This window comes from Psychroserpens jangbogonensis, from assembly GCF_000797465.1.
GTDB lineage: Bacteria > Bacteroidota > Bacteroidia > Flavobacteriales > Flavobacteriaceae > Psychroserpens > Psychroserpens jangbogonensis.
In genome coordinates, this window is sequence record NZ_JSWG01000008.1 from 82,851 (window position 1) to 99,852 (window position 17,002).

The window sequence follows — 17,002 nt, forward strand, 5'->3', positions numbered from 1 at the left end:
AAATTTTCAATTTTGCGTGTCTATTAAATAAAGAAAAAATTAAAAATTTGGCTAAGTGTTAAATCGAAACTTCAGTTCTCTGAATTCCCGTACTAACCATAGCTGAGCCGTTGGCGATCATTAAAAAAACCAGAAAAACATATTTATGATTCATAAAATTGAAAAGCTAATTTCCATTGGTAAGTTTAAAAATCATGTTGCAAGTGGAGATGTAGCCTTCAAAAAATTAACTCTTTTTTATGGGGATAATGGTAGCGGGAAAACAACACTTACCTCCATTTTAAGATCTCTTACTCAAAACAAAAAAGAGATAATAGAACGTAGAAAATCTATTAATCAGTCGACTCCCCAAGCTGCTCAATTTGTACAAAGGACTCTTACTGGTGATATTAATCACACATATAACGAAACTAGAGGTTGGTCATCTCCAATAGCTGATATAGAAATTTTCGACATTCATTTTGTAAATGAAAATATTTATTCTGGATTCGAGTTTAATGATGAGCACAAAAAGCAGTTACATCAATTTGTAATCGGTGCTCAAGGAATTGCATTACAGCAACAAATAGAACAAAACAAACTTGACAAAACAGCTTCAAGGCAAACTCAGACAACGTTAGAAAACCAGCTTATTCAGTGGGTAGGAAACAATTTGACATCAAATCTAATTACCTCATTTTTATCAACACGTGTTTCAGCTTCGAATAATATTGACCAACTAATAACGTCAGCAGAAACTGTTTTAACTAATGCCAAAGCTAATGCTGTAATACAGTCTTTGAATACTCTACAATCCGTTGCAAAATTAAATTCAGGGATTGATTTTATTTCACTAATCACAGACTTACAAACTACCTCTGAGGCAATTCAAGATTTAAGCCTTCAAGAATTATTTTCAAATCATTGCTCAGATTTGACATCAAATAGTCTTGAAGAATCAGAAAGCTGGTTAAAAAAGGGTTTTGGTTATTTAACCAAAAAGAAAGATGACAATAGCACAAATTTGAATTGCCCATTCTGTCAGCAAGAAGTTGACGATTCTATGGATATCATTAAGGCTTATACAATTAAGTTTAATACAGAGTTTAACGCGTTGGTTAAAAGAATGGAAGGCCATTTAAAAACTGTTCAAGATTTCAATCTTGACCTTGCAATTCAAAACCTTAGTAATAGTAATACCGCAAATACAAAACTAATTACAGCTTGGACGGCACATTTACCAAGTACTACTCAAGCTCCCGTTTTTACCGTTATTAGTGATGAAACTATTTTACGTACTCAATTTGCTGCTATTGAACAGTCTATCCAACAGAAGATCCAAAATCCATCGCTGTCGGTTGCGATAGATGCCTGTAATACTTTTAAAACCTCCTTGGAGACAATTGACACAAATATTGACACCTATAACTTAAGTGTCGTATCATATAATTCTGGTATTACAAGTTTTCGATCAAACTTAAAAACCGTTGTTGATGCACAAGTAGAAGTTGACAAATTAAAAAGAATTAAAAAGCGTTTTGAAACAAATATTAATTCCTTATGTACCCAACTGACTGCGGAAAGGCTAAACTTAAGAACATTAACCAGCGCATATCCAACTTTAGTCCAACAACAAGAAGCCGCAGCCACTACTTTTTTCAGTAGTTATAAAACAAGAATAAATCATTATTTAGGCACTGTATTCAAAACTCTATTTCGAATTGAAGATGTTATTCATGTTCCTCCACGAGGTGGTGCCTCTCAAAGTAAAATAGGCTATAAACTAACAATTGATGGTAATGACATTTCGTTTGATTTAAGTCAAATCAACAATGCAAAAGACTGTTTAAGTGAAGGAGATAGGAGTACTATAGCATTAGCGTTTTTCCTTTCCAAGTTGGATATAGATCCAAATATCAGTAATAAAACATTGGTTTTTGATGACCCTTTGTCAAGTTTTGATAGTAATAGAAGAATGTATACCGTACAATTAATAAAAGATTTATTCCCAAGGATAAAACAAGTAATTGTTCTAAGCCATAATGAATATTTTTTACATGATTTATCAAAAGGATTTGCCCCGAACATAAAAAAGGCTTTACGAGTCTCTGAAGATTTTATTGCTAAAGCATCAAGGATTGAACCGCTTTCTCTTGAGCTATTAGTTGAAAACGAATATTTTAGACATATAAAAGAATTAGAAGAGTTTTTGCGAAACCCTGACTTGAACAAAAAGGAAATTGTATTAGGCTGGTTAAGAAATGTCCTTGAAGCACACCTTAGATTTAAATTTTATCGACAATTAAGTGGTTTACAACCTAACAGACAAACATTTGGAAATTTAATAAGTCATTTAATAAGCCAAAATGTTGTTTTCAGAGAAGGCTCTAATAGAGCTACAATAATTTCTAAGTTAAATTTAATAAATGGTATATCATGCCGACCACATCACGGTGACCCAATTCCTGATTATTCTACTTTAGGAGTAGATCCAAATTCAATGACAGTTACAGAATTGGCTCATTTTGTAACTGACACATTAAACTTAGTCGACAATGAGCTTTAAAAAAACGAATCGTTAACAATGTGTATAGTGCATAGCACCCTGCGGGATACTACGACACCATACACGGAACGTTGCCAGTAATTTGAGTGAACAGCAGAAAACAAAAAAAAATTATGACATCATACATCAATTGCAACAAACCTAAAGAGCCATTTGGCAGAATTAAATGTAATAATTGTAAAGCTCAATTTGACTTTGAATTTGATTCTATACAAGCACCATACAAAGAATCTGGAATTTTAAAATGTACTTGCGGAGTTGATTTGGTAAAATGGAATAGTACAACTGAACCATATTTAGTAGGTATTAATGATAATTGAGATAAATACAGATTATTGTTTTGAATGTGGTTATAAAGCGACTGAATTTCATCATATAATTCCTCAAGTCTTTGGAGGAACGAAAACAGTACCTTTATGTTCAAGTTGTCATATGAAAGTTCACGGAATAAAAAGTGGAAAACGAATTGACAATCACGTAGAAAACACTAAAAGAGGAATTGACAGAAAAAGAGTTTGGGAACTATTTTCAGGTTGGATAATCATTAAAAAGTATAATTTCGACAACAGAAAAGATTTTAAAGAATATTACTATAGTATTTTTGGTAAAACACTTTCTTATAACAAAATTTATAGCATTTATGAAAGACTAAACCAACTCGAAGACGACTTCCTTTTATCGCTATTTAAAAACGAAATGAACAGTACACTAATCTCATTTTTTATTGACGAAAATGAATTTAAAGTTATTGACGAAAAAATAATTAATCTTATTTCAAAAAATATAAAAAACAATGTTGGAACTTTAGGAAAACCTAAAAACTTAACTAAACAAGCTATTAAAAATGGAGTGAAAAAGAGAAAGCAAAAAGCTCTAATTGACCCAATAAACATTGAGAATATAAGATATATCGTAAAACAAAAAAATAAAGGTCTAACTTTTTACGAAATTACTAAAGCAATGAATGAAATCGGTTTAAAAACAAGAAGTGGTAAACCAATGAACCAAGTTCAATGTAAAAGACTTTTTGAAAAAAGCTTGAATAATTAATTTAATGAACGAAACGATGAAAACACTACTGCAATAAAGGAGACATTTAAACATCATTTTGGAATTGATACAGATCAAATAAAACCAATATAAATAACATTGTATAACACCATGTAAAATTAATTGTTTGGCAAAAGCCTACTTAAGAAAGTCCTCACGAACATTTCATATGTGATTTAACAACTAACTTTAGTTCTTAAAATACACAACTAATCTTACACAATAACGATGACACCAATTAAAAAAAATGATAAAATTCAAAAATGAAAATTCCTTTTTAGAAAATTTAGGATTTGCAAACTTGGAAAGAATGCATACCGAATTTTTAGCATGGTTGATATCGGATAAATGTAATGCTGTAACAAAAGAAAATAAACTTCATTTTCTATCAAATATTACAGAAATAAAAGACATAACTGAAATAAAGAGCATACAAACGGAAATTGACCAAATTGACCTTTTAGTAGAAACAGATAAAGGCTTAATTGTACTTGAAAATAAAATTAAATCTTCACAACATTCAAATCAATTAGAAAAATACAGAAAACATGTTTCTAAGTTTTATCCTAATTCCGAATATTTCTTTATTTTTTTAACACTCGCACCAGAAGTTCCTCACGATTCCCATTGGAAACATATATCATATAGCTCTATATATCCATATTTAGAAATTTTATCTAAAGAAGAACACAAGGACAAAGTGTTTATCGAAGATTATATACTTAATCTGAGTAAAATTTTAGCCTCATTAAATAATGTAATTAAATATCCAGAAAAATACGATAGTGTATTCGAAAATGGAAAATTAAAAAAGTCTGACAAAACCTCATTAGTTTTCACTAATAATATTGAAACATTTATATGCGAAAACCAGTTGGAAACTATTTTTCAAAAAGCTTACCTAAGTAATATATTAAATTCTTATGAATTTAGCATGTTACAAGGTTTTATGACTGAAACAAGGGGCACTGCTTTATTAGACTTCCCGATTACAGAAAATATTAGTATTAATGATAGAAAAGAAAAATACAGAACTTTCATACAACTGCAAGGAAGCAATATTAAATTTGCTCTATCTGTACAAAAGGACTACTCTAAGTCACACAAAAATTGGATTAGTCCTATTCTTGAAACCTTTAAAAAACTTAAAGAAAATACTTCCAATAACTACACAAGTTATAATCCACCCATATCGAAAGCATACGTTTCAGTTTCTAAAAAAACAATAAAACCATACTGGAAAATGCCAAAAAAGGAATTATCAGAACTAATTAAAAAAGAAATTGCTTTTGGAAAAGGGCTGTCAAAAATACTAATTGAAAATTTGAAGTAAAAACTGCTGGAAACACCGTGTATAATTAATGCTTTACTCCTACTTCAATTAAAATTTACATATTTAAACAACTGATTTGTGCAACATTTAAGAAAAAGCAGTTAAGCTTAAATGACAGAAAAGGAAAGGTATTAAAAAATTACTTTAAAATTCAAATATTAACTTTTAAAAACGATCATTAAAATCTTATGAAAAAAATTATATGCATTTTATTTCTAACATTTTGCGTAGGCTGTATTTCAAAAAAGGAATCTGGTTTAAAATCCAATATAATGGACTTAAAAAAAAGAAAATGACAGTTTAAAGGTTGAATTAGAAAAATTAATTACGGCAAACAAAACATTAAGGTATAGAGTAATTGAAAATGACACAAAACAAAATTATTATAAGGGAATTAAAAAATATTCTCATCAGGAAATAATTGACATTTTGTTAGAGAATAGAAAATCCTATTGTCCAGATATTGCAGAATATAAAGATTTCGTTGTAAGGGAAATTGAGGGTAATGTTTTTGATGTAAGATTTAAAACAAAAGAACATGATATAATTACGGATTCTTATCAAGGAGAACCTGATATAATTGTAAGACCATGGTTAAATCAAATTTATCGAATTACATTTAAGGAAGATGATGAATTTAATCTGAAACAAATAAAAGGTTCAATGCCTTGTTTGTTGAAATAACGCTGTACAACAACGGATATAAAAGATCACCACTTTTAACCTACATCAAAACGTACTTGCTATTTTCCTGCTTATGAATTTCATATACTTTTAAGACTTCTCAATTTAAATAATTAACGAATAATATAATTCACTATTAAATCTAAATAACTTTTCTCATTGGGCAAAGTGTCAATAGCTACTTTGTTTTCCTTTTCGTCAGTTGCATGCCAATTTAATCTAAAAATATTTTTAGCTATTAAGTTTTCGTTTATCCAGCTTTTTGGCTTGTGATTACCTAATTCAGAACTATCTCTTAATAGAAGAAACGAGTTTAAAATAAAGGTTTTGCTGTGGTTTTTAGACAACTCTTTTTCTAATCTAACTAAAGTATCATTATTTGCTTTATCTGCAATTTTTACTTTTTCATTGTCTAAAAGTGTCGTTGCATCTTGCATTCCCATTTGTCCTTTAGGGTCTATAAAATTGATATAAATTGTATCTTCTTTTATCATCCATAATATAAAATCTGGATAGAATACTTGAGAATCATCATTTAAATAAATCCCTATACTTTTTAAGGTTTCTACATTACGCATTAAGTATATTTCGTATTCCTTAAAATCCTTGTTATCGTTAAAGTAGTTTGAAGCATCTTGGATAAATTTCTTTTCACCTGCATTTAATTTGTCTGGTGTTATTTTTAAATCTTTCTCACCATCAACATTATTTCGCACTTCTCTTAATAAAGGATTATAAATATGATTGCCAATAGTATCAATTTTTAAACTTTCAGCTATGGCATCTATTTCATTTTCAAAAGCAGTTACTTCTTCATCTATTTCTTTCTGCTTTTTAAACGTAGTTTTACCTCTTGACTCTTTAGTAGATTCTATTGTTTTAATTATGTAATATTTATCAATAAAGTCACCTTTTAATTTTACTGTACTTTGATTTAATGGCTCTTCATATTCGTAATTACTATTATTAATGTACCAATTTACTTTGTTTTTTAATTTCTTTAAAAAGTCTACTGTTACCTGTGTAACCAAATTTCCAATTAGTTCAACATTAGTTGTATCTAAAGATGATTTATACTTTATTTCAGTAATAAAAGTAAGAACATCATTAATGCTTAATTGCTTACTATTTGTATTGAGATACAATCCATTATCTTCTTGAAACTCTGAAATAATATTTTGTAATTTATTTAGATTAATAAAGACACTATAATCCTTTAAGAAATTTGAGAGCTCCCCTTTAATATTTACACCTTCTTTATTTCTATCTGGTCTGTAATCTAAATTGATTGAAAAATTATTTACCGTATCGTCTTTACTAACTCCGTTTTGATAGAACTGTACTTTAAAACTATTATTTGACAATAAAGCTACTCTGCGTTGTGCAATTTCAACTTTAGATAGTTTAAAAATAGGAATGCGTTTTCTAAACTCTTCAAACTTAATTTCTGTATTGTCATTTAGTTTTATAATACTTGGATTTACTTCAATCTCATATTTTTTAATTATTTCTAATTCTTTATTTACTGCACCTGTAAAGGTTTCCAAATATGATTTTTTTAATGAAAAAACAGTTAATGTTTCAATTTTACGAAGTTTATCTTCCTCTTTTGTATTCTTTAATTTAAAGTAATCTTCATTATGTTCTGGAAAGGTACGTTTACCATTATTTTTTAATCCTTTGATACGAACACCTCTACCAAATATTTGAATAATCTTATTACCTTTTGAGCTTCCTAAATTAATTAAACCAATTACAGATACTCTAAAACAGTTCCAACCTTCAGCAAACTTTCTACTACCTATTAATACATTTATAGGCGAGTTTTGGCTGTCTATGTTTTTAAAAGAATAACGCTCTATATTAGATACAATTACTTTATCTCTTGGATTTTTAATAATGTTATCATTCTCTAAATCGTTGATAAACTTTGCTCCATTACCTACGTTTACAATCCCCCAATAACCACCATTACCATAAGATATTAGAATTTCATCATCAGTTTCTGGATTTCGTGTTAGCGTAAGTTTACCTGTAAACTCTTCATTAAAAAGGTATTTATAGGTTACTTTTTGCTCATCAGATAAATCAGCTAAAAAATTGACAATGTTTGTAATATCTGAAACCTCTGGGTCTTCGTTTTTAGCAGACTTATCCTTGTTGTTAACTGTATTACCCATAAAGGCAATTAAAGGCTTGTCTGGATGTTGTGAGGCTTTAAATATGTCCTTTTGAACAGAATAATCTATATGATGCCATAAGTCTATCTTCTCATTAATTACAGATAGATTTCTATGCAAATTATCATCAAAACTTTTTTCTAAAACATCATCACCTACTTGCTGAAAGTAATAATCTTTACCATAACCATCTTTATAAAATAAGTTATAATTATAATCGTAGACTATTGACTTTTCGTAGTCTTTTTCTAAATCTCCACTAATGTTATGAAAGGTTGCAGAATACTCAAACAAGAAACTGTTTTCTATATTTAAACGCTTACGTAATGTCATAAAAGCACCATCTGTACCTGTATTACCAGTTGTACTTAAACCAATATGTGCTTCATCTACCAATATCAATCTACGATACGATTTACTTTCTGGAAAGTCGAAAAAATCATTTGGTTTGTTTAATAAAGCAGCTGTAGTGTCTATGGTTAAACGCACCGTATTACGGTACTTTGTATTTAGAAACTCAACAAAAGGTGTTAGTTCTCTTTCGTGTTGGTCTATAAGGTTTACACCAGGCGTTGTCATTATAATTTCAAAATCTCTAAAGTTTTTACAATGTGCTATGTATTGAAAAATATTAAGATGCATTATAATGGTTTTACCACTACCTGTAGCCATCCAATAAGCTAAACTTTCTTTAGAAAATACAAAATCGTGTTCGTCTTTTTTAGCGAGATACAATTCTGTAAAGTATAAAGCTAATATTTGATAGTAACGTAAGTTTACTTCTTGCTCTTGATTACTTTTTAAATAAGCATTGTAGGTTTTTAAATGCTTTTGTACACTACTTAAAATATCATTATCTAAACCTAAAGTAGTATCGTATAACTCTAATTTGTCTTGATAAACGGTTTCCCTAAAATCTACGTCTGGATGCGTTAACCCTTGTTTACGCAGATGGTTGTATAATTTTAACTCCATTGCGTTTTTTTATTGGTTAAATATTTCTTTAGAAATAATTTTAAATTCTATATCTGTATTATCTACTTTTAGATTATTGCTTTTATCTAAATTAAGCGTTGCAAATTCTGCATTTACTTCTATGGTATGAATGTTAGTGTATTTAGAAGCTATTTCAATAATTTGGGTACTGTCATCTTCATTAATAGCAATATCTCGCCAAATAACTAACACACCATTGGTAGTTTCTATTACTTTGTAGTATTTCTTATTTAATTCATAGGTTTTAGCAGACTTTATAAAATAACCTTGTAAATAATTATAGGTTTCTATTACATCTATAAACCCTTGTTGTGTAGGTTGCCCATAACTAATAGTAGTTCTAAAAGGTGTAAATATGTTTAGTGTAGTATCTAAACTATTTTCTTCGGGTTTGTATAAATATTTAATTGGTAAGTTTTCTGGTAATGTACCTTTATATACTTGTAAATTATCTAATACATCTTCGTATTGCTCTAATACCTGATACTTAAAGATGTGTTTTGATGAACCTAAACCTGATGGCACTTTTGATTGCCATTTATTAGAAAATATACTTTTGCATATTCTTGGTTTTAATACAGAGCCAAAATGTTTCCCCATATCAATTAGAATATATTTCCTTTTTTTGTTTTCTGATAAGTTCTGGTTTATCACAGAATGACCTGTAGTTCCAGAGCCTGCGAAAAAATCTAAAACGTATCCTTTTTCAATATTCATTGAATATATAATTCTATCAATTAATTTTGTTGGTTTAGGATACTCAATAATACCGCCCAGTCCCATATTTTCCAACTCGATACTTCCATCACTTTTAAAACTAAGAATAGACCTCAATAAGAAAGATTCAACTTCTTTTAAATACGTTATCGAACTTGGTTGAGTTTTTTCATTAGTAGAATACCAAATTTTCCCTTTCATCATACTTCCATCTGGCAATGTAAACTCAATGCCATCCTTTTCAGCTTGATCAAAAGTTGTTTTAGTCCATCTCCATCCTCTGTCTGGTGCTGGTGCTGGTTTATTTGTAACAGGATTTATAACCTTATATTTTTCTCCTTGTGAATTAGCATTTGGCCAAGACATATTTATTTTCCCCCAAATTTCATAATTAGAATCAAGCTCACAGTAAAGAGTTATTCCTCTATCATATCCTTGCTTTTTATAAAACTTTTTTAATTTTATTCTTGTATCTTCTATTGAGAAACCGTCTCTTTTACACTTGTCTACAAAATCATATATTATTTCTAAATCATCTTTCAACATTAGAAAACTTAGCTCTTTTTTCTTTCTTTCATCCCAGTTTTTTGTGAATAAGTATATAAACTCGTGTATATTACCAATTCCCTTATCGTTTTTTGGTACACGTTTATTCCAAGTTATTGTTTCTATATGATTTTGTTTCTTAAAAGTTGATTGTAATAATGAGCCAAAATTTAGAAATTCATTTTCGTCACAACTCGCAAAAAAAGAACCTTCATTATTTAATAATGGATATGATTTTTGAAGAGTTTGATTTATTAAAGAACTCCACGAAGAGGATTTAAAAGAATCTTTATATATAAATCCATCTTTACTCGTGTTATATGGTGGATCGATATAAATTCCTGAGACCTGATCTTTAAATTTTGACCCAACAATATCCAAAGCTTGGTAATTTTCAGAATTAATTAATAATCCATTGGTTTTATTATCTAAGTCATCAATTTCAGAAAGTATTTTATCCTTAAATGAGTTTGTTCCATCAGGTTGTTTGAAGCATTTGGTATCTAACACTAAAGTTTGGTTGGCTTTTATATCTTCAATAGTTTTAATTTCTAAAAAAAATAGGTTTTGCCACTCTTGTAGTTGAGCATTGTTTTCTAAAATTTCTTGATAATAGTTTTCATCTATATAATCTACCGTAATACAATACTCGCTTTCTACTACTTTTTTCTTTTTAGTAAATAAGTGTTTTTGGAAATCTTCTATAGTACTTAAAAATTCAATTATACGTGCGCTTACTTTATCAAATGCTTTTCCAATTAATAAGGTCGTATTATCTAACTTACCTGCGTAAATGCTTTCTAAATCATCAAAAATGTAATTTTTAACGTATCTATTTTTTTCGTTAGTTAAAAACTCGTTTAGGTTTTCGTGTATAAAATAATCAGCATCATTACCAATGTAGAAACTGTTTAATTTTTGGTCTAATGTATAAAGTGATTTTAAAGTTTCGTCTGTAAACTGTTTTGTTTCTTCATCATATAAACGTACACCTCTATCAAAATTGTTTTTTACTTCTTTTTCAATTTTCAGTTTCTTCTGACGTAAAGCAGATAAACCTTTTATAGCTCCGTTTTGTACTTTGTCAAAATCTTTAGTTAAGTCTACAAATACTTGTTTTGTTTTATCATCTTTAGTGTATTCAAGGTATTTGTCAATATCTGTTTCTTTAAATACCTCTTTATAAATAGCTTTGAAAATATCTACTTTAGAGGTAGATGCATCAGAAAGATTAAAAACAACTTGATAAATAGTTTCTTTAGTAGCCTTGTCTTTTATTTTTTCGATTCTATCAAAACGATAATGTTTTAATTGGCTGTCTTTGTTGTTGTTTTGGCTTGTTCCTTCTTCTTCGCTATTCTCATTCGTTTCTAAACGGTATTCTATTTTTTTACCATTTAAATCAAACTTAATTGCATTGAAAGATGTACCTGTTTTAATGTATAAACTGCCTTTATGTTTCCAGTGAAACATTGTGTCACTACCATTATAACCTGCTTCGTAAGGTACTTTGTATAAATCTCTACTCCTGTCATTGTATCCAAAATCTCCGTTAGAATAATACATTTGGAAAAACCCAAGTATATGATTGTAGATTTTGTCTTTAAGCTCGTCTGTTATTCCTTCAGATTTAGATAGCGTGTTTAAGGTTTCTGTTAGTTTAGTTTTCTTGTCTTGATTTTGCTCTGTACTAATAAATAACTCTAATTGCTTGTAATTAGCTTCTGGGTCATTAAGTAAGCTATCTTGATTTAAAGTCTTTAGAAAGTTATATAAATCAATAGCATCCGTTTTTTGGTTTGCAAGATTTACTTCTTTTAATGTTTCTTCAATAGTTGGTGCTAAATCGTTAGGATTATCTCCATCGATAAAGCTTTCAATATGGTTACGTTTAAGGTTGTATATTTTATAGATTCCGAAGTCCAAATCATTTTCATTGAATTGGAACATTTCTTTAAGGAAGTATTTTAAGTTGTCTATTGATTTTGACATTGTTATTCTGTAGAGTGGTTATTATTAAAAGTATATAAAAATATAAATCTTTTTCTCTAAAAGCTTACTATCTCTAAAAATTAAAAATACTTCGTCAGCTCAACTGCCAAATCCTTGTTACTCTTACCTATATAATTCAAGAACATAGCTTCCGTGCTATGCCCTGTTACGTTAATTAATAAAGTGGTTGGTATTGTTCCGTAAAAATTAGTTGCAAATGAACGCCTACCTATATGACTGGTCACAAGTTGATGCTTAGGATACAAACCTGAAACAGTTCTTATTTTAGACACCTTTTTATCTTCAGAAATGTTCTTTTGCTTCTTACCTTCAATAACTTCATCTATTTCCGCCAATTCACAAACCTCCTTTATATACTCATTATAACGTGGGTCAGATATCTTTCTCGGGAATTCTCCATTACGTCTATTAAGTACCTCTAATACTTTTGGATGTAACGGCACCGTCATTAATTTTCCTGTTTTAACCTGTCTAAATTCTATGAATTTTTTACCACTCTCTAATCTAATCATATCCTTTGTAAACCTCATAAAGTCAGATACTCTCTGTCCTGTAAAACAACTTAGGACTAACCAATCTTTAGCATTTATCAAATAATCATGTTCATACTCCTTTTTATCAATGGCATCTAACTCCTCGAAGGTTAAAAATATTTTATCTACAATCTCACGTTTCAATTTCAAGGTATCTAACTCTGGGCTTGTCAAAACACCTTTACTCTTAGCGTATTTACAAAACGTTTTAATAATTACAAGTTCTCTATGCGTTGTATTTTGTGAGTAGCTTTCCTTTTTATAGTAATTCACAAAATGCCGTTTAAACTCATCATTTATATCAATAATGAATATCTGTTTACCGAGATAAGATTGAAATCTCAACATTTTATTTTTTACAACATAATATTTTTTAATTGAAGCAGGTTTATTCTCTCCTTTCTTTGATTTAATATAACTATCAATAACACCAATAAGATCATTAGGCATATCCTCAATTTTTTGTATTGGATTATAATACTTTTCCATCTGCTCTTTCAACCAAGCATTTGTAAGACTTTTTTTATCAAAAGTTTCATTAAAAATATCAAGAACATGTTTTTGAATTTTGCTTAAATCAAAATTAACTTCTGCTTGTTTATTTTTAATATCTAAATCTTTACTATTTGATTTATGTAAATTTTTCCAGTAGGTACGAGAAACTTCATATTGAGTTTTTGCACTTAAAACTTTATCCATAAAACCATTTTCAGAATTACCATCGGCTACCCTATACAAAAGTCTAATATTCAAATTTGAAACATCCCTTTTTGAACGATATAAAAAGTTAATTGTAGCCATGTAAGAATAAGAATTTATTTACAGTACAAACATAATACAATTATTAAAAAATTGTACGATAGTTGTACGGTAAAATCAAAACTAACCAAACCGCCCCCAATGTAGAACAACAATAAAAAATCAATAAATCCTTATATTTATTGACTTAATAGATATTATTCCATTAAAAATAAGGGTTATAAAATATATTTGTTTGAACGTATCGTGTTCTCTCCGACTCCACAAATTAACCCTTGTATTTATAATAAATACAAGGGTTTTTGTTTTCCTTAAACTAAGGTCTGTGATAATTTAATATTACATGCCTGATTTAAGAGGAGTTGCTGTTGTACTCATATCTCGAATACAAATATACTTTCCATCTCGTTTCTCAAAATAGGACATATAATTTCCGTTATCCAATTCTTTACCAGAAGCATCGAATTCGGTCCACGAACCAATCTCAACAGCAATATTGCCTTCAGCAAATAAGTCTACAACCTTGTATACATTATAATTTGTAGTGGTGTCTTTAGCTATCTCTTTTGCAATATTGTCTCTTATGGCATTCCTTCCAAAAAGAGGTTGTTCGTTTTGACCATAACTAATAGCGTTCTTGTCGTAATACGCAGCTACTGCATCGGCATCTTTAGCCTTTTGTCCTGCAGCATAGCCATCTTCCATTGCTTGGATTTCGGTCTTAACTTTTTCCATGTCAATAACTTCTTCTTTTTCTGTGTCTGCACAGGCTGAAAAAATTAAAGCCGTAAGTACTAGAAACCCAAATAATTTAATGTTTTTTCTCATAATAGTTATGTATTGTGTTGGTTTAGACAACAATATACAACTTAAGCATGTGGATAATGTAGTTAATTGCTATTATCACAGATATAATTGACGAAAAAATAGACTAACAAGGTATAGAATTGGCCTCATTGTGAAGTAATTACTGACTTTTAAGAATTATTGTGACTTTTTGGAAAAATTGGTGTCTTAATAGTAAAGGGTATATAATCATCCTTGAATAATGAAACATAAAGTAAGTCCTTAAATGCGGATCTCTAAAAAGAAACATTAAGAAAAAAAACTCCAGAGTCAGATAATTATCTGAATCAATATCGAAATACGATCGAAGTGTTTCGATATTTTTGTTTTAGAATCTAATGGAATGAAACCAAATTTTAATACTGAAAAACGATAAAAACAATCACAAAATCTATTTTTTTTTAACTATATAAGATAAAAGAGTATTTTATCTTATATTCGATGAATGTACTACAAAAAAAGGTTCTTGTTATGAAAAAAATCCTATTTACATTATTCGTTTTTACTATCCATCAAATAGTCGCACAACCGTTTACAACGCCATTACCAATACCTCCAACACTAAGTGGACCAGTATTTAATTTAAACGTCAGCCCTTCTACTAAGCAATTTAAACCTGGAACCATTACTAATACGTTTGGTGTTAACACGAACTATTTAGGGCCAACTTTATTAATGGATTCTGGAGATTTTGTCACTATTAACGTTACCAATAACTTATCTGAAATTACCACTATGCATTGGCATGGCATGCACATTCCAGCCATTGATGATGGTGGTCCACACTCCCCTATTAGTCCAGGCGAAACATGGTCACCAGATTTTACGGTCATGAACAAAGCTTCGGTTTACTGGTATCATCCACACACAATGGGACTTACTAATCTGCATGTTTCTCTAGGTATTGCCGGGTTTATTATTGTATCTGATCCTGAAGAAGCTGCCTTAACCTTGCCTCGTACTTATGGTGTTGATGATATACCTATTGTGATTCAAACAAAACTATTAGATAACGATAATCAAGTTCAAATATCATCTCAAATGGATAGTATATCTATGGTGAATGGAGAAATAAAACCATATGTAAATGCACCAGCACAAATGGTACGTTTTAGAGCATTGAATGGCTCATCATCCAGAACTCTCAATATTGGAACTGACGACAATAGAACACTTTACCAAATATCTTCTGATGGCGGATTATTAGAAAACCCAGTACCATTGACAAGAATCCTATTGTCTAATGGTGAACGTGCAGAGTTTTTAATGGATTTAACTAGTGAAAGTATTGGTAGTACCTTTCAGTTTAAAAGTTATATGTCTGAAATGCCTGCAAATATAGAAGGTGGTGCAGGTTCCGCAGGACATCCTAATCCGTTATTTGGTACTGATTGGAGTTTTATGGAAGTAAAAGTTGTTACTCAAACCGCAAGTCCAGTGACTACTTTCCCGGGTACTATGACAACCTTAACTCCATTTCTAGAAGGCGATGCTGCCGTAACTAGACCAATGGAATTATCAAATAATGCTCAAATTAATGGAGAAACCATGGACATGAATGTTATTAATGAAGTTATTGAACTTGATGATATAGAAATTTGGACGATTACAAATGTGACTGGAATAGCACACCCTTTTCATGTTCATGATGTTCAGTTTTACATTCTTGATAGAGATAATGGTGGTGGACCTGTACCTCCTTTTGCTACTGAATCTGGACTAAAGGATACTGTTTTAGTTGAAGCCGGTGAAACTGTTAGAATTATTTCAAAATTTGAAGACTATGCAGATGAAGTTATACCATACATGTATCATTGTCACAATTTAATTCACGAAGACTATGGAATGATGGGACAATTCACTGTTGTGGATTCAACTCTAGGTACTGCAGAAGTATTAAACACAACAGTCACCATTTTCCCAAATCCAACCACCGATTTTTTAAATTTAAGCATTCCGGAATATTATGATGTTGAAGGCATCATTATATTTGATGTAAATGGAAAAGAAATTCTTAATATTTCCTCTCCTATCAAGCTCATCGATCTAAGCGATTTGTCTTCTGGTGTATATCTATTAAAAGTATTTACTGCGCAAGGAGAAGTATCAAAAAAAATATTAAAGGACTAAAGTCTTACTGGATTATAAACAGGAAATTGTTTAGCAAGATTGCAATTAAAACGTGATACAAGTAGGTGTATGATTAACTAAAAGCTAATCATACATATTTAGTTTTTTTGTTTGGAATACTTTTATCCTAATGAATGTTCGGCAACTAGTTTCACGAAATCCATGGAACTAATCATTCCTTTGATTTTTCCATCTTCCATCGCAACTATATGATGTACATCATGTCTTAACATCATTTTCGCTGCTGCATTAGCACTTGAATCTGTATGAATAACATGAACATTGGAAGACGTCATTACATCCTCTACAATCGCACTACTGCTTACTTCTTTGCTTATATCTGTTGCAGTAATAATGCCACGAATAGTGATTTCAACATTTGGTGTTTCATTAGAATACGAGATAATAGGGATGGCATGAATTCCTTTTTCCTTCATAAGTGCCCTAATTTCTCTAACGCTATTTCCACCTGTAGCAGTAGTTACAGGAGTAGACATAAAATCTTTTACTTGTATTCGCATAACTAATGTTTTAAATTAATAATAGTTGACAATCCGCTTAATTTGTAGTAAAAATAAGATTCTGGAAGCCTACTTCATATGATAAAAATCATGTTTAGCCGGACAACTTAGATCTGCTTGAGTATTTCGAGTTGTTATTTTATGCCGCT

Annotated in this window: 11 protein-coding genes; 6 read left to right on the top strand and 5 right to left on the bottom strand. The window is 29.8% G+C overall.

What is annotated here, in order from left to right; translation table 11 throughout:
- The first annotated feature begins 145 nt into the window (after nucleotides 1-145).
- The 5 genes from RH81_RS06165 to RH81_RS06185 all read left to right on the top strand — a co-directional run bounded on the left by RH81_RS06165 (nucleotide 146) and on the right by RH81_RS06185 (nucleotide 5,612).
- Nucleotides 146-2,545, top strand: coding sequence for an AAA family ATPase (locus RH81_RS06165; RefSeq protein ID WP_033959049.1), 2,400 nt, complete (start codon nucleotides 146-148; stop codon nucleotides 2,543-2,545).
- Nucleotides 2,546-2,658: 113 nt separating this feature from the next.
- On the top strand, nucleotides 2,659-2,865 hold the full coding sequence (locus RH81_RS06170) for a hypothetical protein (protein ID WP_033959051.1): 207 nt from the start codon (nucleotides 2,659-2,661) through the stop codon (nucleotides 2,863-2,865).
- On the top strand, nucleotides 2,855-3,595 hold the full coding sequence (locus tag RH81_RS06175) for an HNH endonuclease (RefSeq protein WP_033959052.1): 741 nt from the start codon (nucleotides 2,855-2,857) through the stop codon (nucleotides 3,593-3,595). Before RH81_RS06170 ends, RH81_RS06175 begins: the two co-directional genes overlap by 11 nt.
- A 247-nt stretch (nucleotides 3,596-3,842) precedes the next feature.
- Nucleotides 3,843-4,928: a PD-(D/E)XK nuclease family protein gene (locus RH81_RS06180; protein ID WP_033959053.1), complete on the top strand. Its 1,086-nt coding sequence runs from the start codon at nucleotides 3,843-3,845 to the stop codon at nucleotides 4,926-4,928.
- Nucleotides 4,929-5,357: 429 nt separating this feature from the next.
- Nucleotides 5,358-5,612, top strand: a complete 255-nt coding sequence (locus RH81_RS06185) for a hypothetical protein (protein WP_033959055.1) — start codon at nucleotides 5,358-5,360, stop codon at nucleotides 5,610-5,612.
- Between the two features lie 113 nt (nucleotides 5,613-5,725).
- Here the strand turns inward: RH81_RS06185 and RH81_RS06190 are convergent, their stop codons facing one another.
- The 4 genes from RH81_RS06190 to RH81_RS06205 form a co-directional block, all read right to left on the bottom strand.
- Complete coding sequence (locus tag RH81_RS06190; RefSeq protein WP_033959057.1) at nucleotides 5,726-8,767, bottom strand: DEAD/DEAH box helicase family protein; 3,042 nt, start codon at nucleotides 8,765-8,767, stop codon at nucleotides 5,726-5,728.
- Nucleotides 8,768-8,776: 9 nt separating this feature from the next.
- The gene (locus RH81_RS06195) at nucleotides 8,777-12,043 is read right to left on the bottom strand and encodes a DNA methyltransferase (protein ID WP_052172444.1); all 3,267 of its coding nucleotides are present in this window, start codon (nucleotides 12,041-12,043) and stop codon (nucleotides 8,777-8,779) included.
- Between the two features lie 80 nt (nucleotides 12,044-12,123).
- Complete coding sequence (locus RH81_RS06200; RefSeq protein ID WP_052172445.1) at nucleotides 12,124-13,398, bottom strand: phage integrase SAM-like domain-containing protein; 1,275 nt, start codon at nucleotides 13,396-13,398, stop codon at nucleotides 12,124-12,126.
- Nucleotides 13,399-13,695: 297 nt separating this feature from the next.
- Nucleotides 13,696-14,184, bottom strand: a complete 489-nt coding sequence (locus tag RH81_RS06205) for a DUF4440 domain-containing protein (protein WP_033959058.1) — start codon at nucleotides 14,182-14,184, stop codon at nucleotides 13,696-13,698.
- Between the two features lie 489 nt (nucleotides 14,185-14,673).
- Here RH81_RS06205 and RH81_RS06210 point away from each other — a divergent pair, with 489 nt between their 5' ends.
- Complete coding sequence (locus RH81_RS06210; protein ID WP_161791973.1) at nucleotides 14,674-16,332, top strand: multicopper oxidase domain-containing protein; 1,659 nt, start codon at nucleotides 14,674-14,676, stop codon at nucleotides 16,330-16,332.
- Nucleotides 16,333-16,454: 122 nt separating this feature from the next.
- On the opposite strand, the gene RH81_RS06215 is transcribed toward RH81_RS06210, so the two are convergent.
- Entirely contained in the window at nucleotides 16,455-16,853 is a 399-nt protein-coding gene (locus tag RH81_RS06215; RefSeq protein ID WP_033959060.1) for a CBS domain-containing protein, read from the bottom strand.
- Nucleotides 16,854-17,002 lie beyond the last annotated feature (149 nt).

What these genes read in the sequence shown, in the direction of transcription:
- RH81_RS06215 (WP_033959060.1), bottom strand. Translation starts at nt 16,853, where the DNA reads ATGCGAATACAAGTAAAAGATTTTATGTCTACTCCTGTAACTACTGCT.
- RH81_RS06205 (WP_033959058.1), bottom strand. Translation starts at nt 14,184, where the DNA reads ATGAGAAAAAACATTAAATTATTTGGGTTTCTAGTACTTACGGCTTTA.
- RH81_RS06175 (WP_033959052.1), top strand. Translation starts at nt 2,855, where the DNA reads ATGATAATTGAGATAAATACAGATTATTGTTTTGAATGTGGTTATAAA.
- RH81_RS06170 (WP_033959051.1), top strand. Translation starts at nt 2,659, where the DNA reads ATGACATCATACATCAATTGCAACAAACCTAAAGAGCCATTTGGCAGA.
- RH81_RS06195 (WP_052172444.1), bottom strand. Translation starts at nt 12,043, where the DNA reads ATGTCAAAATCAATAGACAACTTAAAATACTTCCTTAAAGAAATGTTC.
- RH81_RS06190 (WP_033959057.1), bottom strand. Translation starts at nt 8,767, where the DNA reads ATGGAGTTAAAATTATACAACCATCTGCGTAAACAAGGGTTAACGCAT.
- RH81_RS06200 (WP_052172445.1), bottom strand. Translation starts at nt 13,398, where the DNA reads ATGGCTACAATTAACTTTTTATATCGTTCAAAAAGGGATGTTTCAAAT.
- RH81_RS06165 (WP_033959049.1), top strand. Translation starts at nt 146, where the DNA reads ATGATTCATAAAATTGAAAAGCTAATTTCCATTGGTAAGTTTAAAAAT.
- RH81_RS06210 (WP_161791973.1), top strand. Translation starts at nt 14,674, where the DNA reads ATGAAAAAAATCCTATTTACATTATTCGTTTTTACTATCCATCAAATA.
- RH81_RS06180 (WP_033959053.1), top strand. Translation starts at nt 3,843, where the DNA reads ATGATAAAATTCAAAAATGAAAATTCCTTTTTAGAAAATTTAGGATTT.